Annotated in this window: 30 protein-coding genes and 1 pseudogene; 21 read left to right on the top strand and 10 right to left on the bottom strand. The window is 69.2% G+C overall.

The window, feature by feature from the left end; genetic code table 11:
• Positions 1–111: 111 nt before the first annotated feature.
• From AB0I19_RS03655 to AB0I19_RS03640, 4 genes are read left to right on the top strand one after another with little or no spacing between them, the layout of a single operon-like run.
• On the top strand, positions 112–1,152 hold the full coding sequence (locus AB0I19_RS03655; RefSeq protein WP_357143967.1) for a Vms1/Ankzf1 family peptidyl-tRNA hydrolase: 1,041 nt from the start codon (positions 112–114) through the stop codon (positions 1,150–1,152).
• Positions 1,153–1,170: 18 nt separating this feature from the next.
• On the top strand, positions 1,171–1,350 hold the full coding sequence (locus AB0I19_RS03650) for a hypothetical protein (RefSeq protein WP_067489744.1): 180 nt from the start codon (positions 1,171–1,173) through the stop codon (positions 1,348–1,350).
• Positions 1,347–1,841, top strand: coding sequence for a hypothetical protein (locus tag AB0I19_RS03645; RefSeq protein ID WP_357143964.1), 495 nt, complete (start codon positions 1,347–1,349; stop codon positions 1,839–1,841). Before AB0I19_RS03650 ends, AB0I19_RS03645 begins: the two co-directional genes overlap by 4 nt.
• Complete coding sequence (locus tag AB0I19_RS03640; protein WP_357143961.1) at positions 1,841–3,010, top strand: zinc-dependent alcohol dehydrogenase; 1,170 nt, start codon at positions 1,841–1,843, stop codon at positions 3,008–3,010. Before AB0I19_RS03645 ends, AB0I19_RS03640 begins: the two co-directional genes overlap by 1 nt.
• A 3-nt stretch (positions 3,011–3,013) precedes the next feature.
• On the opposite strand, the gene AB0I19_RS03635 is transcribed toward AB0I19_RS03640, so the two are convergent.
• Complete coding sequence (locus AB0I19_RS03635; RefSeq protein ID WP_357143959.1) at positions 3,014–4,096, bottom strand: NAD-dependent epimerase/dehydratase family protein; 1,083 nt, start codon at positions 4,094–4,096, stop codon at positions 3,014–3,016.
• Positions 4,097–4,233: 137 nt separating this feature from the next.
• Between AB0I19_RS03635 and rfaE2 the strand changes: the two genes are divergently transcribed.
• The gene (rfaE2, locus tag AB0I19_RS03630) at positions 4,234–5,718 is read left to right on the top strand and encodes a D-glycero-beta-D-manno-heptose 1-phosphate adenylyltransferase (RefSeq protein WP_357143956.1); all 1,485 of its coding nucleotides are present in this window, start codon (positions 4,234–4,236) and stop codon (positions 5,716–5,718) included.
• Between the two features lie 45 nt (positions 5,719–5,763).
• On the opposite strand, the gene AB0I19_RS03625 is transcribed toward rfaE2, so the two are convergent.
• Positions 5,764–6,924 carry a glycosyltransferase family 9 protein gene (locus tag AB0I19_RS03625; protein WP_357143953.1) on the bottom strand — a complete coding sequence of 387 codons (1,161 nt, stop codon included), beginning with the start codon at positions 6,922–6,924 and terminating at the stop codon, positions 5,764–5,766.
• Between the two features lie 204 nt (positions 6,925–7,128).
• Here AB0I19_RS03625 and AB0I19_RS03620 point away from each other — a divergent pair, with 204 nt between their 5' ends.
• The 13 genes and pseudogenes from AB0I19_RS03620 (at position 7,129) to AB0I19_RS03560 (ending at position 18,034) form a co-directional block, all read left to right on the top strand.
• A complete protein-coding gene (locus AB0I19_RS03620; RefSeq protein WP_357143951.1) occupies positions 7,129–8,337 on the top strand; it encodes a glycosyltransferase in 1,209 nt (402 codons plus the stop codon).
• A 26-nt stretch (positions 8,338–8,363) separates the two neighbouring features.
• Positions 8,364–9,065, top strand: coding sequence for an SDR family oxidoreductase (locus tag AB0I19_RS03615; RefSeq protein WP_357143948.1), 702 nt, complete (start codon positions 8,364–8,366; stop codon positions 9,063–9,065).
• A complete protein-coding gene (locus tag AB0I19_RS03610) occupies positions 9,062–10,039 on the top strand; it encodes a glycosyltransferase (RefSeq protein WP_357145113.1) in 978 nt (325 codons plus the stop codon). Before AB0I19_RS03615 ends, AB0I19_RS03610 begins: the two co-directional genes overlap by 4 nt.
• On the top strand, positions 10,036–11,052 hold the full coding sequence (locus AB0I19_RS03605; protein WP_357143945.1) for a glycosyltransferase family 9 protein: 1,017 nt from the start codon (positions 10,036–10,038) through the stop codon (positions 11,050–11,052). The genes AB0I19_RS03610 and AB0I19_RS03605 overlap by 4 nt, the downstream gene beginning before the upstream one ends.
• Positions 11,049–11,600: pseudogene (locus tag AB0I19_RS03600) on the top strand (HAD-IIIA family hydrolase); the annotation flags it as partial. The gene AB0I19_RS03605 and the pseudogene AB0I19_RS03600, both read left to right, overlap by 4 nt.
• A gap of 60 nt (positions 11,601–11,660) precedes the next feature.
• Positions 11,661–12,272 carry an SIS domain-containing protein gene (locus AB0I19_RS03595; RefSeq protein WP_181697161.1) on the top strand — a complete coding sequence of 204 codons (612 nt, stop codon included), beginning with the start codon at positions 11,661–11,663 and terminating at the stop codon, positions 12,270–12,272.
• The gene (locus tag AB0I19_RS03590) at positions 12,269–13,234 is read left to right on the top strand and encodes a PfkB family carbohydrate kinase (protein ID WP_357143942.1); all 966 of its coding nucleotides are present in this window, start codon (positions 12,269–12,271) and stop codon (positions 13,232–13,234) included. The genes AB0I19_RS03595 and AB0I19_RS03590 overlap by 4 nt, the downstream gene beginning before the upstream one ends.
• A 112-nt stretch (positions 13,235–13,346) precedes the next feature.
• Positions 13,347–13,808, top strand: a complete 462-nt coding sequence (locus tag AB0I19_RS03585) for a DUF4383 domain-containing protein (RefSeq protein ID WP_357143939.1) — start codon at positions 13,347–13,349, stop codon at positions 13,806–13,808.
• Positions 13,805–14,518 carry a phosphodiesterase gene (locus AB0I19_RS03580; RefSeq protein ID WP_357143936.1) on the top strand — a complete coding sequence of 238 codons (714 nt, stop codon included), beginning with the start codon at positions 13,805–13,807 and terminating at the stop codon, positions 14,516–14,518. Before AB0I19_RS03585 ends, AB0I19_RS03580 begins: the two co-directional genes overlap by 4 nt.
• A gap of 38 nt (positions 14,519–14,556) precedes the next feature.
• Positions 14,557–15,888 (top strand): aldehyde dehydrogenase family protein, encoded by a 1,332-nt coding sequence (locus AB0I19_RS03575; RefSeq protein WP_357143933.1) that lies wholly within the window; start codon positions 14,557–14,559, stop codon positions 15,886–15,888.
• Complete coding sequence (locus AB0I19_RS03570) at positions 15,870–16,424, top strand: type 1 glutamine amidotransferase domain-containing protein (protein WP_067638597.1); 555 nt, start codon at positions 15,870–15,872, stop codon at positions 16,422–16,424. Before AB0I19_RS03575 ends, AB0I19_RS03570 begins: the two co-directional genes overlap by 19 nt.
• A 45-nt stretch (positions 16,425–16,469) precedes the next feature.
• Complete coding sequence (locus tag AB0I19_RS03565; protein ID WP_357143931.1) at positions 16,470–17,258, top strand: GAF and ANTAR domain-containing protein; 789 nt, start codon at positions 16,470–16,472, stop codon at positions 17,256–17,258.
• Entirely contained in the window at positions 17,255–18,034 is a 780-nt protein-coding gene (locus AB0I19_RS03560) for a GAF and ANTAR domain-containing protein (protein WP_357143928.1), read from the top strand. The genes AB0I19_RS03565 and AB0I19_RS03560 overlap by 4 nt, the downstream gene beginning before the upstream one ends.
• A gap of 13 nt (positions 18,035–18,047) precedes the next feature.
• On the opposite strand, the gene AB0I19_RS03555 is transcribed toward AB0I19_RS03560, so the two are convergent.
• Positions 18,048–18,728 carry a PAS and ANTAR domain-containing protein gene (locus AB0I19_RS03555; protein WP_357143925.1) on the bottom strand — a complete coding sequence of 227 codons (681 nt, stop codon included), beginning with the start codon at positions 18,726–18,728 and terminating at the stop codon, positions 18,048–18,050.
• 203 nt (positions 18,729–18,931) lie between these two features.
• Here AB0I19_RS03555 and AB0I19_RS03550 point away from each other — a divergent pair, with 203 nt between their 5' ends.
• Together AB0I19_RS03550 and AB0I19_RS03545 are read left to right on the top strand one after the other, a co-directional pair.
• Positions 18,932–19,417, top strand: coding sequence for an anti-sigma factor antagonist (locus tag AB0I19_RS03550; protein WP_357143922.1), 486 nt, complete (start codon positions 18,932–18,934; stop codon positions 19,415–19,417).
• Positions 19,418–19,451: 34 nt separating this feature from the next.
• Positions 19,452–19,634: a hypothetical protein gene (locus tag AB0I19_RS03545; RefSeq protein WP_357143919.1), complete on the top strand. Its 183-nt coding sequence runs from the start codon at positions 19,452–19,454 to the stop codon at positions 19,632–19,634.
• A 49-nt stretch (positions 19,635–19,683) separates the two neighbouring features.
• Here AB0I19_RS03545 and AB0I19_RS03540 read toward each other — a convergent pair whose 3' ends face one another.
• Together AB0I19_RS03540 and AB0I19_RS03535 are read right to left on the bottom strand one after the other, a co-directional pair.
• Positions 19,684–20,034: a hypothetical protein gene (locus tag AB0I19_RS03540; RefSeq protein WP_357143917.1), complete on the bottom strand. Its 351-nt coding sequence runs from the start codon at positions 20,032–20,034 to the stop codon at positions 19,684–19,686.
• A gap of 1 nt (position 20,035) precedes the next feature.
• On the bottom strand, positions 20,036–20,458 hold the full coding sequence (locus AB0I19_RS03535) for a ChaB family protein (RefSeq protein WP_357143914.1): 423 nt from the start codon (positions 20,456–20,458) through the stop codon (positions 20,036–20,038).
• Positions 20,459–20,575: 117 nt separating this feature from the next.
• On the opposite strand from AB0I19_RS03535, the gene AB0I19_RS03530 reads away from it, so the two are divergent.
• A complete protein-coding gene (locus AB0I19_RS03530) occupies positions 20,576–20,776 on the top strand; it encodes a hypothetical protein (protein ID WP_357143911.1) in 201 nt (66 codons plus the stop codon).
• Between the two features lie 12 nt (positions 20,777–20,788).
• Here the strand turns inward: AB0I19_RS03530 and AB0I19_RS03525 are convergent, their stop codons facing one another.
• The 5 genes from AB0I19_RS03525 to AB0I19_RS03505 all read right to left on the bottom strand — a co-directional run bounded on the left by AB0I19_RS03525 (position 20,789) and on the right by AB0I19_RS03505 (position 25,399).
• Positions 20,789–21,754: a glycine betaine ABC transporter substrate-binding protein gene (locus AB0I19_RS03525; protein WP_357143909.1), complete on the bottom strand. Its 966-nt coding sequence runs from the start codon at positions 21,752–21,754 to the stop codon at positions 20,789–20,791.
• Positions 21,751–22,488 carry an ABC transporter permease gene (locus AB0I19_RS03520; protein WP_067638612.1) on the bottom strand — a complete coding sequence of 246 codons (738 nt, stop codon included), beginning with the start codon at positions 22,486–22,488 and terminating at the stop codon, positions 21,751–21,753. Before AB0I19_RS03520 ends, AB0I19_RS03525 begins: the two co-directional genes overlap by 4 nt.
• The gene (locus tag AB0I19_RS03515; RefSeq protein WP_357143905.1) at positions 22,485–23,744 is read right to left on the bottom strand and encodes an ATP-binding cassette domain-containing protein; all 1,260 of its coding nucleotides are present in this window, start codon (positions 23,742–23,744) and stop codon (positions 22,485–22,487) included. The genes AB0I19_RS03520 and AB0I19_RS03515 overlap by 4 nt, the downstream gene beginning before the upstream one ends.
• Positions 23,741–24,385: an ABC transporter permease gene (locus AB0I19_RS03510; RefSeq protein ID WP_067489676.1), complete on the bottom strand. Its 645-nt coding sequence runs from the start codon at positions 24,383–24,385 to the stop codon at positions 23,741–23,743. The genes AB0I19_RS03515 and AB0I19_RS03510 overlap by 4 nt, the downstream gene beginning before the upstream one ends.
• A gap of 99 nt (positions 24,386–24,484) precedes the next feature.
• Positions 24,485–25,399: a TauD/TfdA family dioxygenase gene (locus AB0I19_RS03505; RefSeq protein ID WP_357143902.1), complete on the bottom strand. Its 915-nt coding sequence runs from the start codon at positions 25,397–25,399 to the stop codon at positions 24,485–24,487.
• Positions 25,400–25,536: the final 137 nt, after the last annotated feature.

Genomic DNA, 25,536 nt, shown 5'->3' with positions numbered 1-25,536 from the left:
ACGACACGAAATCCGGCCGGGGTGGTTCGGGTGGGGAAGGCCGGGTATGCGCGCGGTGTGAACAGCATTCGAGAGATCGCGGAAAGGCGCGGGCCCTTCGCTGTCGTGTACATGGATGCGTCACACGACACCGAGGACGCCGCGCATCAACTGGAGCTGCGACGGCGGTCCATCAGCGGTCGCCTGCGGGAAGCGGGAGCGAGCGCGGAGATGATCGCGCTGTTCGACCGGGCCGTCGCCGAGGGTCCGCCCGGGCGTGGGCGGGCCGGACGGGTGTTGATCATCGACGATCACACCGTCCATGCCGACGAGTTGCTGCCCGAACCACCGGCTCGGGAGGTGGTGCGGGTCTCGCCGTTGCCCTATCTGCTGCCGTTGCTGCGCCACCACGAGGAACTGATCCCGCATGTGGTCGCCGTGGTCGACAAGGTCGGCTGCGATCTGACCGTCGTGGATGAGAACGGGTCGGTCACCGAACGCAGCGTCGACCAGGACCCGTATCCGGTGCACAAAACCGGCGGCGGGGCATGGGCGCACCGTTCCATGCAGCAACGCGTCGAGGAAACGACCCGGCGGACCATCGACGACCTCGCCGAGCAGGTGCGCACCGAGGCCGAGCAGGTGCATGCCGAGGTGATCGTGGTCGCCGGTGAGGTCAGCGCCCGCAACGCCCTGCACCACGCGCTGCCCGAACACGGGCCGACGGTGGTCGAGGTCGAGGCGGGAGCGCGCGCCGCGGGCGGCGACCCGGGTGAGCTCGACGCCGCCGTACACCGGGTGGTCGCCGAACAGGCCCGCCACGACATCGAGGAGGTCCTCGACACCGTCGCCGCCGAGATCGCCCGCCCCGAAGGGCTGGCGGTGTCCGGTCTCGACGCGACCGCCGAGGCGTTGCGGATGGCGCGTGTGGACCGGTTGCTCATCGATCCGGACCGGCTCGGTGACCGCACCGTGCTGGTCGGCGCCGACCGGGCGCAGGTGAGCGTCGACCTGCACGCCCCGGCCGGCTGGACCGGCAGCACCGCCCCACGACAGTCCTGCCGCGCCGACGAGGCACTGCCCGTCGCGGCGATCCTGACCGGTGCCGAGGTCATCGTCACCGGCGGTGTGCCGTCCGAGGACGGCGTCGCCGCCCTGGTCCGGCACCGCTGAAATCCACAAGGAGGCACGATGGTCATCGAACGAGGCAACACCAAGCACGGTCCGGCCCACGACGAGGAACTCGCGCACGAGCTGGACGGCACCATCAAGGGCAACCGGTCGAGCCGGGCCGAGGAGTGGCACGACCCCGAGCCACCCGCCGACGACGACCCCGAAACCGGCATCCGACCCGACACCCGAAACCGGTGACCTGGGTCGAGGACCGGATCGGGCAGCTGCTGCACAAGGTCGCGCCAACGGCGGGGGCCAGCGTGCACGCGGTGACGATCGGGCGCCCCCGTGCGGACGTCGAACAGTTCTGGCTCGATCCGGCGAACCTGTCCGCGGCGCTGGACGGCATCGCCCACGTGGAATCGACCGCCCCGGACCGGTTGACGTGGTCGTTCGTCGAAAACACCGCCGCCGCCGCGCAGTGGGTGAGCCGCACCGTGCGCGCCCCCGGCGAGATCCGCTTCGTCGGCGGCCGCGACCCGGCGGGCCGGTCCCAGATCCGGCTGACCTTCGCCGACGCCCCGGGCGATCTGGGTACGGAGGTGACGATCCGGGTCACCAGCCCGCTGCCCGAACAGCTCACCGGGCATGCCGCGTTCACCGCCCTCTACCGGGCGCGCGCGATCCTGCAGACCGGGGAGGCGCCGACACTGACCCACAATCCGAGCGGACGCGAGCAGGAGGACTGATGCGAGCACTGTGCTGGAACGGCGTGAACGATCTGGCCGTGGAGACGGTGCCCGATCCCCGCCTGGTCAACCCGCACGACGTGATCGTCGCGGTCCGGTTGAGCACCACCTGCGGTTCGGATCTGCATTTCATCGACGGCTACCTGCCCGGTATGCGCGAAGGTGACGTGATCGGACACGAATTCATGGGCGAGGTGCTCGAGGTCGGCGGCGCGGTGGAGCGAATCACCGTCGGTGACCGGGTGGTCGTGCCGTCGTTCATCGGCTGCGGTGCGTGCTGGTACTGCGGGGCGCAGCGGTATTCGGCCTGTGACACCACCAACCCGAATGCCGCGGTGCAACAACCGATCCTGGGTTTCCCATCGGGCGGGATCTACGGCTACACCCATCCCTTCGGCGGCTATCAGGGCTCGCACGCCGAGTACATCCGGGTGCCTTTCGGTGATGTGAACTGTTTCCCGATTCCGGAGTCGATCACCGACGAGCAGGCCCTGTTCTGTTCCGACGCGCTACCGACCGGGCTGATGGGCGCCGACTTCTGCGACATCTCCCCCGGCGACACCGTCGCGGTCTGGGGCAGCGGCGGCGTCGGATTGATGGCCGCCCACACCAGCCGCCTGCTCGGCGCGGGCAGGGTGATCGTGATCGACCGCGTCCCCGAACGCCTCGAGCTGGCACGCCGGCATGCGGGCGCCGACACCATCGACTACACCAGTGTCGACAGCGTGCCCGCCACCCTGCGCGAGATGACCGGCGGGCGCGGACCCGACGCCTGCATCGACGCAGTCGGGATGGAAGCGCACGGCACCGGCGTGCAGCACCTCTACGACCGGGCCAAACAGTTGCTGCGACTGGAAACCGACCGGGCCACCGCGTTGCGCGAGGCGATCATGTCGTGCCGCAAGACCGGGGTGGTGTCGGTGCTCGGCGTGTACGGCGTGACCGACAAATTCCCGACGGGTGTGCTCACCAACAAGGGGCTTACCCTGCGCACCGCCCAGCAGTCCGGTCAGCGCGACGTCTCACGCATGTTCGAGTTCATCTCCAGCGGTCAGCTCGACCCGTCGTATCTGATCACCCATGATCTGCCGCTGTCGGACGCGGTCGCCGGCTACGACATCTTCAAGAACGACAAGAGCGAATGCGTGCGCGCGGTCTTCCGGCCGTGACGTTCACCGGTGGGCGTGGCGGGTGAGCTGGTCGACCGGATCGTGCCCGCCGACGCCGGAGGCGAATTCGCGGTAGCGCAACGTGCCACCGGCGTCGGCGGCCAGCGGTGGGGTGTCACCGCCCGCACCGTCACCGAATCCGTGCAGCACCTCGGTGAGCGCGTCGGCGGCGCTGATCCTCGGCGTCCAGCCGAGTTCGGTGCGGGCGCGGGTGGTGTCGAGCAGCGGTAGATGCATCATCGCGGCGAACAGTTCCGGAGTGGCCGGGACCAGCCGCAACCACCAGCCCACCGTGAGCGCGGCTTTCACCGCGCGGGGCGGGACGGGAAACGTCCTGGTGCGCAGGATGCGGGTGATGGCATCGCGGTCGATGACGTCGTCGGCGGCCAGATTGAACGCACCGCGCACCTGTTTCGTCACCGCCAGCGCGTAGGCGCGTCCCACGTCGCTGCTGTGCAACGCCTGGAACCGCATTCCCCACGGATACGGCAGTACGGGCAGCACTCCCGGCCGGATCAACCGGTTGGGTAGTAGTGGTCCGGCGAACAGGCGGCGTTGTTCGCTGGCCGAGTCGTACTGGAAGGTGAACGCCGGACGCATCCGCACCACCCGAATGTCGGGGTTGTCGCGTTCGAAGATGTCGAGAAGCCGCTCCACATAGGATTTTTCGGCCATATAGGCGGCGGCGGGCCAGCCTTCGGTCGGCCAGCTCTCGGTGACGGGTTCGTCGTCCTCGCGCGGTGCGTACGCCCCGACCGAGGACGCGTAGATCAGCGCGGGCACCTCCGCCTCGGCGACAGCGGCCAGCACCCGTTCGGTGCCGTCGACATTGGTGTGCCAGGTGTCGAGCGGCCGGTGCGTCGGCTGGAACACCCAGGCCAGGTGCACCACCGCGTCGGCGCCTCGGAACAACGAGACCAGATCGGCGTCGCGCACGTCGGCGCCGACCCAGTCGACCCCGGCGAGCCCACGGTCGGGTTTGCGCCGTGCCACTCCCAGCACCGACGTCACCGCCGGTGTGGTGGTCAGTGCGTCGACCACCGCCGTGCCGACATTGCCTGTCGCTCCCGTCACGACCACACGCATCGCACACCTCCTCGGCTCGGTTCGCATCCTCGCCATACCCGCGCCGGTGCCGCCGACACCGATCGGCCCGGATCTGTTTGACCCGCCGCGCACGTGGAATCGCTTCGACGACGACCACCGCCCGAGGGAGGACGCCCATGCCGTTCGACCAGACCGATCCAGGCTTTCGCGGACCAGGCCCCGAATCCGTCGATCACGTCGCCGCGCGCCGACCGCGTGTCGTCGTCCTGGGTGATGCCGTGCTCGACGTGTGGAAATGGGGACGCTGCCACCGGCTGTGCCGGGAGGGCCCGGTGCCGGTGGTCGATGTCGCCGAGACCGCGAAAGTGCCTGGGGCGGCGGCGAATACCGCGGCCAACCTCGCCGCACTCGGCGCGCGGGTGCAGATGGTCGCCACGGTCGGCGACGACGACGCCGGCCACGACCTGCGCGACGCGTTGCGTCGCGCGGGAGTGGAAACCGACACCGTGGTCGCCGATCCGACCCGGCCCACCGAGGTGAAGGTGCGGGTGATGGCCGACGAGCAGATCCTGCTGCGCTACGACGAGGACTGTGCCCCGGTTCCCACCGACACCACCGCCTTGCTCGCCGCGCTCGACACCGCCCTCACCGATGGCGACGCCCTGCTGATCTGCGATTACGGCGCCACCCTCGACGACACGATCCGCGACGCACTGTGCGCGCGCCGCGACAGCCTCCCGCTGCTGGTGCTCGACGCGCACGCACCGGCCCGCTGGCAGGCGCTGCGGCCCGACCTGGTGACACCCAACGCCGAGGAGGCCGCGGCCCTGCTCGACACGACGGCGCACACCGATCACGCGCAACTGTTCATCGACCACCGCGACGAACTGATGGCCCGCACCGGAGCGGCCGCGGTGGTGGTCACCCTCGACAAGGACGGCACCGTCCTGCTCGTGGACGGCAAGCCCGCGCACCGGACCTGGGCGGTGGCGGTGCCGGAGAACCGGTCGGCCGGTGCCGGTGACACATTCGTCGCCGCCCTCACCGCCGCCGTGCTCGACGCGATGCCGCTGACCGGCGCGGTCGAATTCGCCCAGGCGGCTGCCGATGTGGTGTTGTGCAGCCCCGGGACCTCGGTGTGCCGGTGTCCCGATCTGCGTGCCCGCCTCGGCGGCGAGGGCTCCGGCGTCCTCTCGCGTGACCAGTTCATCGCGACCGTGCGCCGCGAGCGCGCCGAGGGCGCGCGGGTGGTGTTCACCAACGGCTGCTTCGACGTGCTGCACGCCGGTCACATCGCCTGCCTCAACGAGGCCAAGAGCCTCGGCGACATCCTGGTGGTCGCCGTGAACTCCGACAGCAGTGTGCGCCGCCTCAAGGGTCCCGAGCGGCCCGTGAACACCGCGGGCGACCGGTGCGCGGTGCTGGCCGCCCTGAGCTGTGTGGACCATGTGACCGTCTTCGACGAGGACACCCCCGCCGAGCTGCTGCGCGCCACCGAGCCCCAGTTGTATGTCAAAGGCGGCGACTACAGCCCGGACATGCTGCCCGAGACCCCGGTTGTCACCGGATACGGCGGCCAGGTCCGGGTCCTGAACTACCTCGCCGACCACTCCACGACGACGATGATCGACCGCATCCGCGGCCGCGTGGGAGAACGATGAGCGATGCCGGTACGGATCCCCACCCGGCGCGCGGAACACCTGGCGTCATCGACGACGGTCCCCGACCGTGGCGTCGAGGCCTACGGTGTCGTGCCACCGCGGTTGCGGCCGCAGTGCGGTGACAACGCCTGCGGGGCCGAGGAATTCGTCGATCTCACGGCACACCTCCTCGACGGTGACCGAGGCGACGATCGAGTTGTCGTGTTCGCAGCGTGGGGCGCCTTCGTCGGTGAGGGTGGCACCGCAGAGCCGGCAGCGCGTGGTCCACGCGGTCAGCACCCGGTCGTTGGCGCGGTTGAGTGGTCCGGCGTTGACGAGGTTGCCGATCCAGAAGATCCCGACCGTCGGGGTGCCGAGCGCTTTGGCCAGATGCCGTGGCCCGCTGTCGTTGCCGACGAAAACCGTTGTCCGCGTGAGCAACCCGCACAGTTCGGTCATGTCGGCATCGACGAGGCAGTGCACGTGGCGGGTGTCGCAACCGCCCACCCGGTCGAGGATTTCGCGCAGCAGCGGACGGTCGTCGTTGGTGCCGATCACATGAACGGTGGCCCCGCCGCGCACACAATGCTCGATGACCTCCGCGAATTTGCGTACGGGCCACCGCCTTCGGGGATCTGTCGCCGAGGGGTGAACCGTGACAACGGGCCCCGTCGCCTGCCCGACGAGCCGTTCGGCGGCGGCCTCGTCGTCGGGGGTGACGGTGATCCTCGGTTCGAGAGTGACCGGTGCGGCCCCGGCCAATCCGACCACCTCGAGCGCACGGATCATCTCGTGCTGGTAGTACCGGAACGGGGTGGTCCTGGTCAGTTCGATGGCGCCGTCGGCGCGCGAACCGACCGTCCACCGAGCTCCCGTGCGGCGCAGGAACCGGTTCGACCAGGCACCGCCGCCGTGCAGCTGAACCCCCAGATCGACGCGCTCCCTTGCCGTTTCGTAGAGCAGCGCGCCCTCGGCGGGTGAGCCCTGCGGTGGGAGCACCCGCACGTCGTGCACCGGTCCCGGCCGTGCTCGCAGCAGCGCGGCATGCAGGGCCGAACCGAACAGGGTGATCCGCGCCGACGGGTAGGTCGCGGCCAGCGCCTCGATCGCGGGCAGGGCGAGCAACACGTCGCCCAGACCACCACCGCGCAACACCACGATGCGTTCGACATCCGGGAGCGGCCGCGAGATGGGCCCGAGAACGCTGTCGCCGGATGCGGTCGTCATCTCGGCACTCCTTACCCGATGTTCTGTGGTGGCGGTGATCGGCAACGGCCGCAGTACCCCACCGGCGCGCACCGAAACAGTCGGGCGAAACCGGCACGCCGCTGTTTGACCCACTTCTCCCCGGGCATAGCGCCCAGCGAGAACCGGTCACCCCGCAAGCGGTGCGTTCCCCGGCCGCCGCTCGCCCGACGAACGGAGTCCGCGTTGAAGATCGCCATGGTTTCCGAACACGCGAGTCCGCTGGCGCCGCTGGGTGGCACCGATGCCGGGGGGCAGAACGTCCACGTCGCCGCCCTCTCGGCCACCCTCGCCGAGCGCGGGCACGAGGTGATCGTCTACACCAGACACGACGGAACCCATTCCGAACGCACGATCCACACCGACGACGGCTACCGCGTCGTGCACGTCCCCGCCGGTCCACCACGCCCGATCCCCAAGGACGAAATCCTCCCTCACCTGGGCGAATTCGCCGCATTCCTGCGCGACGACTGGGCCCGCGAGCACCCGGACGTGGTGCACGCGCACTTCTGGATGTCGGGCATGGCCGCCGAACTCGCCGCCCACGGCACCGGCATCCCCGTCCTGGTCACCTTCCACGCGCTCGGCACCGTAAAGCACCGGTACCAGGGCCGCGCCGACACCAGCCCACCCGCGCGTATCCGCATCGAGCGTCTCGTCGCGTCGCGGGCGGCGCGGGTCATCGCCACCTGCTCCGACGAGGTCGGCGAACTCACGAAGATGGGTGTGCCTCCGCATCATGTGTCGGTGGTTCCGTGCGGTGTGGACCTGGACCTGTTCACCCCCGCCGGCCCGGTCGCCGAACGCGGCGCACCGCACCGCATCCTGTCGGTCGGGCGGATGGTGCCGCGCAAAGGCTACGACCTGGCCATCGCCGCACTGCGCGAGTTACCCGACACCGAACTGGTCATCGCGGGCGGAGCCGACGACAAGGGCAAAACGCACGCCGAGGCGCGACGGCTGCGCGGTTGTGCGCACCGCATCGGCGTCGGCGACCGGGTGCACCTGCTCGGGTCGGTCGAGCACACCGCCATGCCGGAATTGATCCGCTCCGCCGATGTCGTGGCCTGCACACCCTGGTACGAGCCGTTCGGCATCGTGCCGCTCGAGGCGATGGGCTGCGCGCGACCCGTGGTCGCCACCGCGGTCGGCGGCATGCTCGACACCGTCGTCGACGGTGTCACCGGCGCCCTGGTGGCACCGAACTCGCCCGAGGCGCTGGCCGCCGCGATCCGCCCGCTGCTCGACAACCCGCAGCTGGCCGCCTCCCGAGGCGCGGCCGGACGTCGTCGAGCCGAGAACTCCTACTCCTGGGAGCGGGTCGGCACCCGCACTCTCACCGCCTACCGCAAGGTATCCGCGCGCCGCGTCGACCGGGCCGCGATGTCGGCATGACCCCCGCTGAAAGGAGTCCCATCCTCGTGAACCCGTCAACACGCCCGCTCGGCACCGTCCTCGTCACCGGCGGATCCTCAGGTCTCGGCGCCGCGACCGTCGCCGCGATCCGCGCCGCGGGCGGCACACCCGTGGTGCTCGACCGCAACGCCCCCGCCGACGGAATCGACTGGGAGCAAACAGATCTCGCCGACACCGCCGCCGCGACGGCCGCTGTCGAACGGGTACTCGACCGCACCGGTGGTCACCTCGACGCGGTGTTCACCGCCGCGGGCACCGATGCCTGCGGCCCGCTCGACAGCGTGTCGGCCGAGAAGTGGGAGAACGTGGTCAAGGTGAATCTGTTCGGCACCGCCGCCGTCGTCCGCGCGGCGCTGCCCGCCCTGCGCGCGAGCAAGGGCACCGTCGTCACCTGCGCCTCCACCCTCGGCATGCGCGCGCTGCCCGACGCCACCGCCTACTGCGCGTCGAAATTCGGCGTCGTCGGCTTCACCCGTGCCCTGGCCGCCGAGACCGCGGGCGAGGTCGGCGTCACCCTGCTGGTGCCCGGCGGCATGGACACCGCGTTCTTCGACGACCGGACCCCGCAGTACCAGCCGCCGGCCGACGCGAAACTCAACCGGCCCGAAGACGTCGCCGCCGCGGTCGTTTTCGCGCTCTCCCAACCACCGGGCTGTCAGGTGCGCGAACTGATGGTGTGCCCGTCGACGGAGCCGTCGTGGCCATGACGACGATCCTCGCCTGGCATGTGCACGGGTCCTGGATGAGTTCGTTCGTCCAGGGACCCCACCGCTACCTGATCCCGCACGACCCGCGCTGGGGCGGGTGGGCGCTGGGCCGGTGCGGGCGACCGTGGCCGGCCGGCGCCGAGGAGATCGCCCCCGAGGCGCTCGCCGACGAACACGTGGATGTCGTGGTGGCCCAACGCCCCCGCGAACTGGAATTGGCCCAACGCTGGCTCGGCCGCACTCCCGGGGTCGACGTCCCGCTGATCTACGTCGAACACAACACCCCGTCCGGGCACGCCGCGACCACCCGGCACCCCATGGCCGACCGCGACGACCTCACCCTGGTCCACGTCACCGAGTTCAACCGGTTGATGTGGGACAACGGGCACACCAGGGTGCGCGTCGTCCCCCACGGGGTCCTCGATCCCGGCCCGCTCTACACCGGCGAACTCGAGCGGGCCGCCACCATCGTCAACGAACCGGTGCGCCGCTGGCGCGTGACCGGCACCGATCTGCTCGCCGAACTCTCCGATACCACCCCGATCGACGTATTCGGGATGGAAACCGACCACGTCCACACCGCCGTCGACCGGCCGAAAGATCGTGTGTGCGGGCACGGCGACCTACGCCAAGACCGCCTGCACGCCGAAATCGCGCGCCGCCGCGTGTTCGTGCATACCCCGCGCTGGACGTCGCTGGGCCTTTCGGTGCTCGAGGCCATGCATATCGGGATGCCGGTCGTCGCCGTCGCCACCACGGAGGCGGCGGCCGCGATCCCGCCCGAGGCCGGAGTGGTGTCCACCGATGTGTCGGTTCTGAGCCGAGCACTGCAGCGTTTCGTGGCCGAACCCGATCTGGCCCAGCTCGCCGGCAAAGCCGCCCGGCAGTGGGCGCAGACCAATTTCGGCATCGACCAGTTCGTCGAACGCTGGAATGACCTGCTCGCCGACACCGTGGAGGGTAAGCGGCGATGAGGCATGTGCTGGTGGCTCGACTCGACAGCGCGGGCGACGTGCTGCTCACCGGGCCCGCCGTCCGGGCAGTCGCCGCGGGGTCCGACAAGGTCACCTTCCTCGCCGGGCCACGCGGTGCGGCAGCGGCCCGGCTGCTGCCAGGGGTGGACGAAGTCGTCGAATTCCACGCCGGGTGGGTCGATTTCGACGCGCCACCGGTCACCCAGAACGCCATCGACGCACTGCTCGAGACTTTGCGCGCCCTGGCACCGACCGAGGCCGTCATCTTCACCTCGTTCCACCAGTCACCCCTGCCGTTGGCGCTGGTGCTGCGCATGGCCGGGGTCGGCCGCATCGCGGGCATCAGCATCGACTACCCGGGCTCACTGCTCGATCTGCGCGACACCCGCGACGAGGACCGGCCCGAACAGATCCGCAATCTGGCCCTGGCCGAAGCCGCCGGGTTCCCCGGTGACTCCGATCAGCTCCGGATCCGCGAGGACCTGCTGCCCGATGTCGGTACCCGCACCGGCGGACCCGGCTACATCGTCGTCCATCCCGGCGCCGCCGTACCGGCCCGCCGCCCGGCACCGGAACGGATGAGAACCCATGTGGCAGCCCTGGTCCGGGCCGGGTACCGAGTACTGGTCACCGGTGGTCCCCACGAGCACACCGCCTTCGTCGCCGACGGGCTGGCCACCGACCTCGGCGGCCGCACCGACCTCGCGACGCTGGCGGCGATACTGCGCGACGCCGATGTCGTCGTCGCCCCCAACACCGGGCCCGCCCACCTGGCCGCCGCGGTCGGCACACCCGTGGTCTCGTTGTTCGCACCGGTCGTCCCGGCCGCGCGGTGGGCGCCCTACGGTGTGCCGGTCGTGGTGCTCGGCCGGTCCGCCGCATGCGAGGGCACCAGAGCCCGCACCTGCCCGGTTCCGGGACACCCGTGCCTCGACACCATCACCTCCGCGGAGATCGTCGACGCGGTGGACACCCTGTGCGCCCGACCCGCCGACACGAGGCGGCCCGCATGAACACTCGCTCACTGCCCACCACACGAACGAACGGATCCGACCGAAACGGTCGATCGCGTCCCGCCCCTCCTGCAGCGGTGCTCTTCGATCGCGATGCGACACTCATCGAGGACGTCCCCTACCTCGGCGACCCGGCACTGGTGCGTCCCGTGCCCGGTGCCGCCGACGCACTGGCCCGGCTACGCGCCGAAGGGATCCCGACCGGTGTGGTGAGCAACCAGTCCGGCATCGCCCGTGGCCTCATCACCCACGCCCAGGTCCGTGCGGTCAACGCCGCCGTCGACCAACTACTCGGCCCGTTCGACACGTGGCAGTTCTGCCCGCACGGTCCCGACGACGGCTGCGCATGCCGCAAACCCGCCCCGGGCATGGTCTTTCGAGCCACCGAAGAACTCGGCGTCGCGCCCGCCGACTGCGTCCTGATCGGTGACATCGGCGCCGATATCGAGGCCGCTCAGGCCGCCGGATGCGCCGCGATCCTGGTGCCGACCCCCATCACCCGGCGTGCGGAAATCGACCACGCGCGCGCCACCGCCCTCGTCGCCCCGGACCTGCCGACCGCCGTCGCCCTCGCCATGACCGGCGCCGCACGAAAGGAACTCGCGCCCATGAACAATCCACCCGGCACCCAGCACCTGGTCGCCGAGACCGGTGCGAACCTCGAACACCACTTCGGTGCGCTCGGCGCCGCCCTGGAACGCAACCGGACCGCCTCGATCCGCCGCATCTGGTCCTGGGGCGAACAACTCGCCGACATCTACCAACGCAACGGGCGCCTGTTCACCTGCGGAAACGGTGGCAGCGCCGCCGAAGCCCAGCACCTCAGCGCCGAACTCACCGGCCGGTTCCGCACCGAACGCCGACCGTTGGCCGCGATCGCCCTGCACTGCGACACCTCCGCGACCACCGCGATCGTCAACGACTACGGCATCGAGGAGATGTTCGCCCGCCAGCTACGCGCCCACGGCCGCCCCGGCGACGCCCTCGTCGTGCTCTCCACCAGCGGCAGCAGCCCCAACGTCGTCGCCACCGCCAAAGCCGCCCACGAAATGGGCATCACCACCTGGGCACTGACCGGCCCACCACCGAACACCCTCGCCTCGGTCTGCGACGACGCGATCGCCGTCGAAGCCGACAGCGTCGCCACCGTGCAGGAAATGCACCTCGTGCTCGTCCACGCCCTGTGCACCGCCCTCGATGCCGCATTGGAGGCACTGTGACCGCCCATCCAGGACCGATCGTCGTGCTCGGTGACGTCTTCCTCGACATCGACGTCGACGGTCACTGCGAACGCTACAGCCAGGACGACGCCCCGATCGTCGACGTCACCACCACCCGCTACCGCCCCGGCGGGGCAGGTCTGGCCGCCCGCCTCGCCGCGGGCGACGCCGACGAGGTGGTCCTCGTCGGGGGTTTCGCCAACGACCACGCCGGACACCAGTTGCGTGCCCTGCTCGAACCATATGTGCAGGTCATCGGTGTGCCGTTGCACGGTTCGACGGTGTGCAAGCAGCGGGTGCGCGCCGACGGACGCTGCACCGACGGCGAGGAGCCCGTGGTGATCGCCCGCTGCGATTCGGGCACCGGCAAGGTGGCACCGGGGCCGATCCCCACCGATATCGACAGCGTCCTGGCCCGCGCCTCGGGTGTGCTGGTGTCCGACTACGGCCGCGGCATGACCTCGCACCCGCAGATCCGTGGTCTGCTGCGCACCCTCGCCCCACGCATCCCGGTGGTGTGGGACCCGCACCCACTGGGTTCGCTGCCGATTCCCGACACCGCCATCGTCACCCCCAACCGCAGCGAGGCATTGCGGTTGCTCGATTCGGCCTCCTCGATCCGCGACACGAGCACCCTGGCCCGCCTGTGGTCGGCGCGCGCGGTCGGGGTCACCCTCGGGGCCGAGGGCGCCTATCTGTGCGGTGCGGAATTTCCGGCCGGGATGCGCATTCAGGTGCCGCCGGGGCGTCGTGCCCCCGAAGGCGCCGATATCTGCGGGGCCGGTGACCGATTCGCCGCGGCCGTCACCGTGGTGCTGGCCGAAGGCGAGTCGACCGAACCCGCGGTCCGCCACGCCGTGAGCGCGGCCGCCGAATTCGTGTGCAACGGCGCGGCGTCCTCGCTCGCCGAGCCCGAACCGGCCGTGACCGACGCGATGGCGGAGGTGGTCGGGTGGCGGTGATCCTGCCACCGCGCGCGACCGAACGCGGGTTTACCACCCACCGCAGCGGGCATGCGCCCGTCGTCCAGGCAAGCGGGCCGGGCACACCCGGCCCATCCGAAAGGAGCACGCCGTGTCCACACGTGTAGGCAGAACGGGTTCGGCCCGCTCACCCATCCAGCTGGCCTCGCTGGCCGTCGGCGCGGTCTTCCTGCTGGTCGGTGTCCTCGGATTCATCCCAGGCGTCACCACCGACTACGACCACCTGCAGTGGGCGGGCCACGAATCGCACGCGAAGCTGTTCGGCGTATTCGCCGTGTCGGTGCTGCACAACATCGTGCACCTCGTCTTCGGTGTCCTCGGCCTGCTCGCCGCCGCGAGCGCCGCGACCGCGCGAACGTTCCTCATCGGCGGCGGTGTCGTCTACCTGGTCCTGTGGCTCTACGGATTGCTGGTCGACGAGCACAGCGACGCCAACTTCGTCCCGCTCAACGACGCCGACAACTGGCTGCACCTGGGCCTCGGGCTCGGCATGATCGCCCTGGGCGCCCTGCTGCCCCGCACCGTCGCGACCACCGTGGACCGCCGCCGATGATCGACAAATCGACCCTCACCGACATCCCGAACACCCTGGTACGCAACGCTTTCCAGGCCGGCGCCAAGGTCAGGCACGCGCGGGTGTTTCATCCGCGCGGCCTGCGCCTGGCCGGACGCTTCCACGCCGCCGCCGACTTCGTGCCCTGGTTCGGGCCGGGCGAACGCGCCGTCATCGGCCGACTGTCCAAAGGTATCGGCACCCCGACCGGCATCCCCGACGTACTCGGCCTGGCCTTCCGTGTCCTCGACCGAGACGATCACCCCTGGGACTTCGCCCTGGCCACCACCGGACGCGGCACCCTCGGCCGGTTCGTCATCACCGCCGCACGCGGCTGGGACCGCGCCTGCTTCGGTTCGCTGATGCCCTACCGCTTCGGCGACGACTCACCGGTCTGGTTGTTCGCCGAACCCCTCGACGAACTGCCCGGCACCGCCTCCCTGCAAGCACTGCGCGACCACCTCGACAACGGTCATCTCCTGCGGTTCTCCCTCACCGCCGAACCCCTCGGCGGAGAACCGATCCCCGTCGGCGAGCTCGACCTGCGCCGCGCCGAACCCGGCGAATACCGCACCGACTTCTTCGACCCGATCCTCAACCGCCCGGCCGGTGTCGCGCTGGTCCCGCACGCGCTCGACCGGTTCCGCGAAAGCGCCTACACCGGCAGCCGGCGCGGCCGAACAGACGAAATCGACCATCCCCCAACATGATTCCTGTTTCCCCGCCGCCTACCGGGTATGCCGAGCACATGACGACAACCACCGCACCTCCCACCACCTCCCCCGAGGAGATCGCCGACGCGGTGCGCTCCGCGCGCGCCGCCCGACTCGGCTGGGCGAGCGTCCCACCCGCCGACCGCGCCGGGATGCTCCGCGCCGCCGCAGCGGCCGTACGCGCCCACGCCGACGACCTCGCCACCACCCTCGAATCCGAAACCGGGCGCCCCGCATCCTCCGGACGCGAGGGAGTCCTCGCGGGTGCGTCCACCCTCGACCAGTACGCCGAACTCGGCCCACTGCATCGCGGCAGATCGCTGCAGGGCTCCCCCGAGGCCACCGACTTCATGATCCCGGAACCACGCGGTGTGGTCGTCGCTCTCACCCCGTGGAACGACCCGGTCGCCATCGCCTGCGGGCTGCTCGGCGCCGCCGTCGTCACCGGGAACACGGTGCTGCACAAGCCGAGCGAACGGTGTCCGCGCACCGGCGAACTCCTCGGGCAGATCATGTCGCCCCACTTCCCCGACGCGGTCCTCGCCACCGTCACCGGCGGTGGCGACATCGGTGCCCTGCTCGCGTCCTCCCCCGAGGTCGACGTGATCGCCCATGTCGGTAGCAGCGAGACCGGGCAGCGCATCGCCGCCGCGGCCGCCCGCACCGGCGCCAAGGTGCTGCTCGAGAACGGCGGCAACGACCCACTGCTCATCGACGCCGACGTCGACCCCGAATGGGCCGCCGAACAGGCCGCGATCGGCGCGTTCGCCAACGCGGGCCAGATCTGTACCTCGGTCGAACGCATCTACGTCCACACCGCCGTCGCCCCCCGCTTCCTCGAGGCACTGTGCGCCCGCGCGGCCGCATGGAACGAACACCCGCAACCACTCGTCGATGCCCGTCAACGCGCCCACGTCCACGATCACGTCGCCGACGCCGTCGACCACGGCGCCCGCGTCCTCGTCGGCGGCCACATCCCCGACGGGCCCGGCGCGACCTACCCGGCCACCGTCCTCACCGACTGCCTGCCTCAGATGCGGGTGCTGCGCGAGGAAACCTTCGGCCCGGTCGCCCCGGTCCGGGTGGTCCCCGACTTCGACACCGGGCTCGACGAAGCCGCCACCGGTGAATACGGACTCGCCGCCACCGTCCTGACAGGTTCGATGGACCACGCCCAAAGAGCCTGGCGCACCTTGCCTGTCGCGACCGTGAAGATCAACGCCGTCTTCGGCGGCGCCCCCGGCGGAGCCGCCCAACCCCGCGGCCGTTCCGGCAACGGCTTCGGCTACGGCCCCGAACTGCTCGACGAAATGACCACCGTGAAAGTCGTCCACGTGAGGAGTGCACCATGCCCCAGCAGCCACTGACCGGTAAGCGCGTCGCCATCCTGGCCACCGACGGCGTCGAACAGGTCGAACTCGTGCAACCCCGCGCCGCCGTCGAGGACGCGGGCGCGACCACCACCCTGCTCTCCCTGGAATCGGGCAGCATCCAGGCCATGAACCACGACGTCGAGAAGGGCGACACCTTCACCGTGGACCAGGTGGTCAGCCAGGCCAGCCCCGACGACTACGACGCCCTCATCCTGCCCGGCGGCACCACCAACCCCGACAAACTCCGCCAGGACTCCTCGGCCGTCGGCTTTGTGAAACAGTTCGCCGCGACCGGCAAACCGATCGGCGTCATCTGCCACGGCCCCTGGACCCTCGTCGAGGCCGACGCGGTACGCGGCCGCACCCTCACCGGCTACCCCAGTGTGCGCACCGACATCCGCAACGCCGGCGGCACCGTCGTCGACGAGGAGGTCGTCACCGACAACGGGCTCGTCTCCAGCCGCAACCCCGACGACCTGCCCGCCTTCTGCGCCAAGATCGTGGAGGAGTTCGCCGAAGGCCGACACTGACCGACACCGAGGGTGACCCCGGGCCGAGGTCTTTCACGCGGTAGCGTGAACATCAGGAGATCGGAGGGCTCGGTGGAGGGTGCGTTCCGGGACCGGCCCGGGGACCCGTACAACCCCGACCGGCACGACGTCGGCAGCGATGGTTCGTTGTTCGGCGGCGTCGGTGCGCTCTGCGCCGCCGCGGTCCGGCTCACCGGCGCCGACGGTGCCGCCGTCGCCCTCCTCGGCCGCACCTCCCAGGCCCGCGAACTCGTCTACGCCACCGACGCCACCGCCCAGCAACTCGACGAACTCCAGTTCGTCATCGGCGAAGGCCCCTGCATAGACACCTACCGGCGCGGTGAACGTCAACTGTGGCCCGACCTCACCGCCACGCCCGCGATCACCCGCTGGCCCGTCTTCACCGCCGAACTCCTGACACTCGGCGTACGGGCTCTGTTCGCCTTCCCCGTACCGAGTGGCGATGCCACGGTGGGTGTGCTGGAACTGTATCGGATGAGCAGCGGTCGTCTCAGCGCCGTCGAACAGGATTCGGCTCTCGCGTGCGCCGCCGCCATCGGCCATATGATCGGCGCCGATCTGGACCGGCTCGCCGACACCGAAGCGCTGGCCGCCACCGAACCCGCAGGCGAAGAGTTCTCGCGTGCCGTGATCTTCAATGCCGCGGGCATGGTGGCGGTGCAGTTGGCCGTCTCCGCCGACGAAGCCCTGGCCCGCCTGCGTGCGTACTGTTATGCCAACGGCCGCTCGATCAGCGCGGTCGCCGCCGATATCGTGGCTCGCAGGTTGTCGCTGCGCGACCAGCGCGACTCCAGTGAAGGGCAGGGACGATGAACAGCGCGCAGACCCGCCTCGCCATCGCGGATCTGACCGCGACACTGGCCACCGATTTCGACGTGCCCGCCCTGCTGCACGCCGTCGCCGAACACGCTTGCCAGTGCTTCGACGCTGTCTCGGCCGCCGTGATCCTGCTCGACAATCGGCCCGACGGCACCGGCATCCAGATCGTCGCCGAAGCCGGCGGTGAAGACACGATCGCCGACCCGCGCCTGCACATCAGCGGCCCGGGCCTGGCCAGCGCACGCGACGGTGCCGTCGCCGTGATCACCGACATCGATCGGCTCGACGAAGGCTCCCGCTGGCCCGACTACCGTGATCGCGCCCGCCTGGCCGGTATGCGGTCGGTGCGCGCATTCCCGGTCAAGGCCATGACAGTGCCGCTCGGCTCGGTCGTCGTTCATGCGGGCGAACCGTGGGGACCCGAGCGTCCCAACGATTTCGGGCAGATCCTGGCAGACCTCACCGCGATCGCCCTGTCCATGGGAACCGACCACGGCCGGGTGAGCACCACCGCCGACACAGTCGCAGCGGTCCTCGACGGCACCAGCGTCATCGCGACCGCCGTCGGCATCCTCGCCGAATACTTCGATCTCGACCTCGATGCCGCCCGCGGCCGGCTGCGCAAACTCGCCCGCGCGCATCAGATCACTCCCACCGCACAGGCAGCGGCCGTCGTCGAGGCCCAGAACGCCGACCCCACCGATCCGGGCATCGCACCCGCCCTGCACCTCCCCGAGGAGCCCGTACCACCGACACGCATCGACCGATAGGTCTGGTCTCGGTCTAACCCTTCAGAGAGTCGGGCATGTGCGCGGTGAGCAACACATGGTCGAGCCTGCTGCGCAGCTTCACCTCGTCACCGGCCACTTTCGGCAGCTCGGCGACCACCCGCTCGGCGATCGTGCGCAACTTGACATTGGTTTCCTGCGAACGCCACCGCAACACCCGGAACGCCTGTTCGGCACTGATCGCGTACACCAGCATCAACGCGCCCTTGGCCTGCTCGATCACCGTCCGCGCCTCGAGTACACCCGGCAACGTGGTGTCGAGCGCCTCCCGCCGGAACACCTCGGCGGTCTCGGAGACATCGATGTAATAGCCCGAGGTATCGATCACCGCACCGCGGTCGTCGCGCCACGGCTCCGACACCACGAGCACATCCTTGACCTGGCCATCGGTGTCGACGATGCGGTGATGACTCGAGAACGCGCCACCGTCCTCCACCGAGGTGATCATCGCCTCGAGCCGGTCTCGGTCACGCGGATGTTTGTGCGACAGGAGCAACTCCGTCGTCGGCTGGGTTCCCGGTGGATAACCGTGCATCGCGGCGACCTCGTCGGACCACTCCCACCGATGCGTGCCGAACCGGTACCGGAACCACCCCACCCGCAGCGGGTCGCCGACGCCGACCACCCGTTCCACGAGGAGACGCTCGTCGGCCGACACGTCTTCCCGATCGGTCATAGCCCTCAGTATTCACCGCTCGGCAGGACGCGTCGTCGCCTCGCAGGTCACGGCTGCGTCCCGAATTTCGGCATCGAGTCGGTCACAGTCCATGACAGCGGCGTACCGACGTGCTCAAATGGGTAGTACCAGCCGATCTTGAGGATCCAGGACCGGTCGGCGCAGCGCGCGAGGCCTGCCGGTGCCGAGGAAATCGAGTACTCGTGAACACCCATTCCAGCCACGTAGGACGATACGAACTACCCGCCTTCGACGGCGAACCGCCGGATGTGTCGGCGCGCGTGAGTGCCGACATCGAGACGCGATCGAACGCGATCGTCCTGTACGTGCGCGGCGACATCGACGCCTACACCATCACCCGCTGGCGCCGCGTCCTCGACGACGCCTTCCAGCGAGCATCGGGTGGCAGGCAGTTGGTCGTCGACCTCGACGAGGTCACCTTCATGTCGTGCCGATCGATCATCGATCTGGCCTGTCGCGCCCAGCAACACGACACCATCCGGGTGAGCGTGGTCAAGGCCGCGCCTTCGGTCGTCGACCGCATCATCACCGCCGCCGGACTCGCCCAGTGGCTGACCCTGCACACAGACCTGGCCGATGTCATCTCGACGTCGACCGATCCGCCCCGACCGAACCTGCGCGTGTGGACACACCGCGAGCCCGACCGGGGCACCCCAACACATCAGTGAAGAAGCAGTTCAGTTCTCTCGAGGAAGTTGTGCAATGCGCTATTCCGATCATCCTGTCTTCGACACCACCGAACCGGCAGCCGAGCCGGACGCCACCGTCGTCAGCTGGCCCGAACCCAGCCCACTGCAGTCGTGGTGGAACGACATCATGCAGGGCGTGAAGCCGCCGCGCACCCGAACCGGCGGCCAGAAGTCCTCACGTCTTCCGCAGAACTAGCCCGATCGGTGCCGCAGGGCCGTCCGCCCTGCGGTGCCGTCCGGACTGGTCACCCGGTCACCGTGGTACCAGCGGAAATCATCAGATACGCGGTCATGAGGATGAACAGGAACCATCCTGCCCCCTGCCACACCCGCCACGACCGCCCGTCGCGATAACGCTGATAGGTGTGCACGAAAGCACCGATCCCGCCGGCCAGCAACACCAGCGACGGACCGATCATCACCGCGGCCTGCGCCGGGGTATCGCACAGGTGAGTCTGCGCCCCCGCGCAATTCGTGCGTGTCGCGGCCCAGAAGTTGACCGCGGCGAAGACGATCGCCGCGAAGCCGATCACGCACACGCCGTAGAGCACGGCGCGGCCGTAGGCCTGGTCGTCACCACCGCCGCGGTCGGTCATCTCAGGACCGAGCCCGCGCGGTCGCCCGCCGGTTGGCCTTCTCGATCGCCTCGACCAGTTCCTCCTTGGTCATCCGCCACCTTCCGGTGATCGACAACCGACCCGCGACATCGATGAGGTGACTCTTGGTCGCATTCGCGTTCACCCCTTCGGCGCTCTCACCGCGCGGTGTCCGCCCGCCGGAAGCAGCCCGTGAATCCGACGGCCCCCGGGTGCCTTTCGGCTCCCAGTGGTCCCCGATCTTCTCGAAACTGTGCTTCAAAGCGCTGTAGGCGACCCGGTTGGCGCGTTCCTCGGTGCCGTACTCGTCCAGCGCCGCGTCGTGCGCCTTGGCGAAGGTCCGCTGTGCCTTGGCGCTGGAACGCTGCAAAGTGCTCGGCAGCTCCGATGTCCGCGCCCGGCCCGAGCTCGTGGTCTTCGGCATCTCGACAGCCTTTCTCTCGCGGTCACTGTGGCGCTACCCAGGCCGGAGCAGCCGAAACCCGCAGATCGAACCGAAAATAACGGTTTAGTAACCGCGGTTCCTGGCAACTATGAAGATATGACCCACTCACGTAATCGGACACCGAATACGACGAGTACGGATCTGACCAGCACCGCCATCATGTTGGCCACCTGCGTGTTCTTCTTGTTCGGTCTCACGACCCTCACCGGATCCCTAGCCGTCGCCGCTCTCGGCGCGCTCGGCCTGGCCGCCGCCATGGCCACCGCGACCAAGATGGTCGGCCTCACCCACCTCTGACCCGGCGCGCGCCTATTCGATCAGGTTCGCGCTCTTCAACCACTCGTAGGCGACATCGGCCGGGTCCTCCCCGTCGATGTCCACGCGACCGTTGAGCTCACGCATCAGGTCGTCGGTGAGGCGCTCGGAGATGGCGCCGAGCAGCGGACGAAGCTGTGGATGCGCCTCGATCACCGCACCACGCACCACAGCGGTCCCGCTGTAGGGCAGAAAGAACTTCTTGTCGTCTTCCAGCACAACCAGATTCAGGTTCTTCACCCGGCCGTCAGTGGTGTAGACCATGCCGAACCGGCACGGCTCACCCTTGGCGGTCGCGGTGTAGACCACCCCCGCGTCCATCCTGGTGACGTTGCCCGCGGGCACCCCGTTGGGATCGTTGTAGGGAATGCCGTACTTCGCCAGCATCGGAATGAAACCGTCCGAGCGACTGAAGAATTCGTCGTCGACACAGAATGTGCGCTCCGCCACCGGCAGCTGCGCGACCTCCGACAACGACCGCACCCCCAGCCGTTCGGCCGTCGGCGTCGAGGCCGCAAAAGCATAGGTGTCGTTGAAATTCGCGGGCGCCAACCACTCCAGATCGTGGTCGCGCTTCTCGACATCGTGTACCCGCTGCCACAACTCCTGCGGGTCGACGATCGTCTCGGTCTCGTTGTGGTAGGTCACCCACCCCGTACCCGTGTACTCCCACAGCACATCCGCGTCGCCGTTGAGCTGCGCCTGCCGCGACGACGCCGACCCCGGCGCACCCGTCAGATCCGTGATCGACGCGCCCGCCGCGGCCAGATACGTGGCGGTGATCTTGCCCAGCAGCACGCCCTCGGTGAAACTCTTCGACGTCACCGTCAGCTTCGCACCCTCGAGCGGCCGATCGCCGCCGGGCAGGCTCGCGTCGTGGAAGGTCCCCGACGAGCTCACCAGCCCACACCCGGCGAGCAGCGAAACACTCGCCACCAGCGCGCACACCAGCCGTCTCATGAGATACCTCGCGGGGTCGCGGCCAGCTCCACGAGCCGGCCGAGCCAGTCGATGATCAAGGCGAGCAACCCGACGAGCACCGCACCGGAGATGAGCAACTTCGGCAGGAACAAGGTGACACCGGTCGTGATGAGGGTCCCCAGACTGGTCGCACCGATGAACGTGCTCAAGGTCGCGGTACCGACCAGGATCACCAGCGCCGTGCGCACACCGTTCAGGATCACCGGCACCGCGAGTGGCAACTCCACCTGCACCAGCGTCCGCAGCCCGGAGAACCCGATCCCCCGCGACGCCTCGATCGTGCGCTGATCCACCTGCCGCAACCCGACGATCGTGTTCTGCAGAATCGGCAGGATCGCGTAGACCACCAAACCGACCACCGCCGTCCGGAACCCGGTCCCCAACCAGAACGTGAAGAGCACGAGCAGGCCCACCGCCGGGGCCGCCTGCCCGATATTGGCGATGTTCACCGCCAGCGGCTCGAGCCTGCGCAACGCGGGCCGGGTCAGCGCGATGCCGAGCGGAATCGCGACCGCGACCACGATCAGCGTCGCCACCACGGTGAGCCGCACGTGCTCGACGATCGTCGTCCGCAGATTCGCCCAGCCCAGCGACGCCTGCTCGGTCGCGGTGAACGTCGACGCCCGGTACCACAGCAGGTACCCGATACCGATCACCGCGATGATCAACGGTTCGAACCACACGTCGATCGGCAACGCGCGCAGCCGCTTCACGCCGGATCACCCGGCCCCGGCTCGGCGGCGACCACCGGGGTCGGCGTCGGATCCGAACCATCGACATAGGTCTCGTAGGACGTCTCGCCCTCGGCATTGTGCGCCTCGGCCAGCTTGGTCTGGATCACGTCGGTCACCGCACCGATACTGAGCGAACCGACCACCCTGCCCCGCCCGTCGGTGACCAGCGTGGCGCCCTGGCTCGCCGCGAGCATCGCATCGAGGGCGTCGTTGAGCGTGGAGGACTGCGCGACCACCGGCAGCCGCCGATCCAGATAGTCCGACACCTCCGGCTTGCTCGACACCTCACGCAGCGACGGCCACGAACGGGGCCGCCCCGCCGAATCGACCACGACCACCCAGGTGTGGCCGGCGCGGGTCGCCCGGCCGATCACCTCTTTGGCGGGCTCACCGATCCGTGCGGTCGTCACCGGATCGACCTCCACATCACCCACCCGGGACACCGTCAGATACGCCAGTTTCGCGCCCGATCCGACGAATTCCTCCACGAACGGTGTCGCCGGATCGGTGAGGATCTCCTCGGGCCGCGCGTATTGCTCCACATGCCCACCCTCGGACAGGATCAGTACCCGGTCGCCGAGCTTGGTCGCCTCCTCGAAATCGTGGGTGACGACGACGATGGTCTTACCCAGCTCGTGCTGGATCGCGATCAGGCTGTCCTGCAAGCGAACTCGCGTGATCGGATCGACGGCACCGAACGGTTCGTCCATCAGCAGCACCGGCGGATCCGCGGCCAGTGCCCGCGCCACACCCACGCGCTGCTGCTGGCCGCCGGACATGTCCTTGGGCAACCGGTCGGCGAAGGTCGCCGAATCCAGACCCACCAGATCCAGCAGATACTCGGTGCGCTCGGCGATGCGCTTCTTGTCCCAGCCGAGCACCCGGGGAATCGCCCCGATGTTCTTGGCCACCGACCAGTGCGGGAACAACCCACCCGACTGGATGACATAACCGATGGACTGACGGAGCTTGTCCGGATCCTCCCTGGTCACATCGCGTCCACCGATGAAGATCCGGCCCTCCGTCGGCTCGATCAACCGATTGATCATCTTCAGGGTCGTCGTCTTCCCGCACCCCGACGGCCCGACGAAGGCGACGATCTCACCCGCCTCGATCTCGAGGTCCAGCCGCTCGACGGCCGGCTTGTCCTGCCCCTTGTACCGCTTCACGACCGAGTCGAGGACGATGGACGCGCCGGTCACGTCGCGTTCGGACGAAGTGGTCACCGTGGTCATGAGAGCCCCTTGGCAATGGTGAGTCGTCCGAGCAGGACGAGGAGCGCGTCGAACACCAACGCGACGACAACGATGAGAATGGTTCCGGTGAGCGCCATTTCGAGCGCGTTCGCCCCACCGAGCCGCGACAGCCCGTTGAAGATGAGCGATCCGAGTCCCGGACCGAGCACATAGGCGACGATGGCGGCGACGCCGACGATCATCTGCGTCGACACCCTGATGCCGGTGAGGATCACCGGCCACGCGATCGGCAGCTCGACGGTGAGCAGAATCCGCCACCGCGACAACCCGATCCCCCGCGCCGACTCCACCACCGAGGCAGGTACCGAGCGCAGGCCGACGATCGCGTTACCGATCACCGGCAGCGCCGCGAAGAACGCCAGCATCAGAAACGACGGAACGACACCGAGCCCGAACGGCACGAGCAGCAGGGCCAGCAGCGCCAGCGACGGAATCGTCAACGCCACCCGGCTCGACGTGAGCGTCAATGCCGACGCCAGCGGCAGCCGGTACACCGCCACCGCGATCAGCACCGCGACAACGGTTCCCACCAGCACGGTCTGGAAGGCCAGCGACGCGTGCTGATAGGTGAGAAAGGTCAGCACCTCGCCCCGACCCTGGATATAGCTCCACAAATTCACGGCATTCCCATCGTCGGGCTGGACCGATTCGCGCGCGATCGCCGGATAAACCTGCGGTCGCAGACTAACCGATACCGCTCGCTCGACGGCGGATTCGCCTCAGGCCGCACGGTGGGGCGCAGTGACATAGTCGCGCGCGTCGCCCGCGATCACCGTGCTCGGCCGCCCGTCGACACCGACCGGGACCGGTCCCCCGAGCGTGATCCGGGTGAGCCTGCGATGCGCGCCGTCGTAATCGTCCACGGCGTAGTGCTGGGTGGCCCGGTTGTCCCAGATCGCGACATCGCCGAGCGACCAATTCCAGCGGGTCGTGTGCTCGAGGCGCGTCACCCGATCCTGGAAAAGCCGGAACAAGGCCCGCGATTCGCTACCGGAGACGCCGACGATTTCCTTCACGAAGCAACCGAGCAGCAGGGCGCGCTCACCGGTTTCCGGGTGAACTTCCACCACCGGATGCTCGGTCTCGAAATACGTCGACTCGAATTCGCGCCGATACGCGCGTTCGAAATCATCGGCTCGGTCCACGACGTCGGCCGCGTAGTCGTACCGATTGGTGTGCCTGGCGCGCAGATTCTCCGCGAGCGATTTCAGCGAGGCAGGCAGCGAATCGTACGCCGCGACGGTAGACGCCCAGGTGGTCGTGCCGCCGTACTCGGGCAGCGTCACCGCCCGCAGGATCGAGGCCTTCGGCACCCGGTCGACGAACGTGACATCGGTGTGCCACACATTCGACCTGGTCTGATGCGAGTCGATCGCCAGACTCTTGGCCCCCGCCGAGGTCACCGTGGGGTGCGGGGTGGTCGGCGCACCGAGGAGCTCGGCGAATTCGTACTGCCCGTCCTCGCTCAGATGCTCCTGGCCGCGGAAGAAGATCACCTTGTGTTCGGCGAGCGCGGCGCGAATGGTGTCGACCGTACGCCCGTCGAGGTCGCCACCGAGGCGGATGCCGTCGATGCGGGCACCGATGTGGGCGCCGAGCTTCACCACACGCACGGCATCGGCTGGAACGGACATTCGAGGGCCTTTCGATCGAACCTGCGCGAACAGGACCTACGAAACCAGTCGGCGGATACCGCGAACAGCATTCTGTTCACGCTGAGCCGAAGGTGGCTTTACCCCCTGCCGTCCTACGAAGGCCGGCGTAGCCCGGT

It is taken from the genome of Nocardia sp. NPDC050413 (genome assembly GCF_040655475.1).
In the GTDB taxonomy this organism is placed as follows: domain Bacteria; phylum Actinomycetota; class Actinomycetes; order Mycobacteriales; family Mycobacteriaceae; genus Nocardia; species Nocardia coubleae.
This window is presented reverse-complemented; position numbering and strand designations above follow the sequence as displayed.

Bases quoted from the DNA above. Each gene is read 5' to 3' on its own strand.
- AB0I19_RS03655 (WP_357143967.1), top strand. From the start codon at position 112: ATGGATGCGTCACACGACACCGAGGACGCCGCGCATCAACTGGAGCTG.
- AB0I19_RS03650 (WP_067489744.1), top strand. From the start codon at position 1,171: ATGGTCATCGAACGAGGCAACACCAAGCACGGTCCGGCCCACGACGAG.
- AB0I19_RS03640 (WP_357143961.1), top strand. From the start codon at position 1,841: ATGCGAGCACTGTGCTGGAACGGCGTGAACGATCTGGCCGTGGAGACG.
- AB0I19_RS03635 (WP_357143959.1), bottom strand. From the start codon at position 4,096: ATGCGTGTGGTCGTGACGGGAGCGACAGGCAATGTCGGCACGGCGGTG.
- rfaE2 (WP_357143956.1), top strand. From the start codon at position 4,234: ATGCCGTTCGACCAGACCGATCCAGGCTTTCGCGGACCAGGCCCCGAA.
- AB0I19_RS03625 (WP_357143953.1), bottom strand. From the start codon at position 6,924: ATGACGACCGCATCCGGCGACAGCGTTCTCGGGCCCATCTCGCGGCCG.
- AB0I19_RS03610 (WP_357145113.1), top strand. From the start codon at position 9,062: ATGACGACGATCCTCGCCTGGCATGTGCACGGGTCCTGGATGAGTTCG.
- AB0I19_RS03605 (WP_357143945.1), top strand. From the start codon at position 10,036: ATGAGGCATGTGCTGGTGGCTCGACTCGACAGCGCGGGCGACGTGCTG.
- AB0I19_RS03595 (WP_181697161.1), top strand. From the start codon at position 11,661: ATGAACAATCCACCCGGCACCCAGCACCTGGTCGCCGAGACCGGTGCG.
- AB0I19_RS03580 (WP_357143936.1), top strand. From the start codon at position 13,805: ATGATCGACAAATCGACCCTCACCGACATCCCGAACACCCTGGTACGC.
- AB0I19_RS03575 (WP_357143933.1), top strand. From the start codon at position 14,557: ATGACGACAACCACCGCACCTCCCACCACCTCCCCCGAGGAGATCGCC.
- AB0I19_RS03570 (WP_067638597.1), top strand. From the start codon at position 15,870: ATGCCCCAGCAGCCACTGACCGGTAAGCGCGTCGCCATCCTGGCCACC.
- AB0I19_RS03560 (WP_357143928.1), top strand. From the start codon at position 17,255: ATGAACAGCGCGCAGACCCGCCTCGCCATCGCGGATCTGACCGCGACA.
- AB0I19_RS03555 (WP_357143925.1), bottom strand. From the start codon at position 18,728: ATGACCGATCGGGAAGACGTGTCGGCCGACGAGCGTCTCCTCGTGGAA.
- AB0I19_RS03545 (WP_357143919.1), top strand. From the start codon at position 19,452: ATGCGCTATTCCGATCATCCTGTCTTCGACACCACCGAACCGGCAGCC.
- AB0I19_RS03540 (WP_357143917.1), bottom strand. From the start codon at position 20,034: ATGACCGACCGCGGCGGTGGTGACGACCAGGCCTACGGCCGCGCCGTG.
- AB0I19_RS03535 (WP_357143914.1), bottom strand. From the start codon at position 20,458: ATGCCGAAGACCACGAGCTCGGGCCGGGCGCGGACATCGGAGCTGCCG.
- AB0I19_RS03530 (WP_357143911.1), top strand. From the start codon at position 20,576: ATGACCCACTCACGTAATCGGACACCGAATACGACGAGTACGGATCTG.
- AB0I19_RS03525 (WP_357143909.1), bottom strand. From the start codon at position 21,754: ATGAGACGGCTGGTGTGCGCGCTGGTGGCGAGTGTTTCGCTGCTCGCC.
- AB0I19_RS03515 (WP_357143905.1), bottom strand. From the start codon at position 23,744: ATGACCACGGTGACCACTTCGTCCGAACGCGACGTGACCGGCGCGTCC.
- AB0I19_RS03505 (WP_357143902.1), bottom strand. From the start codon at position 25,399: ATGTCCGTTCCAGCCGATGCCGTGCGTGTGGTGAAGCTCGGCGCCCAC.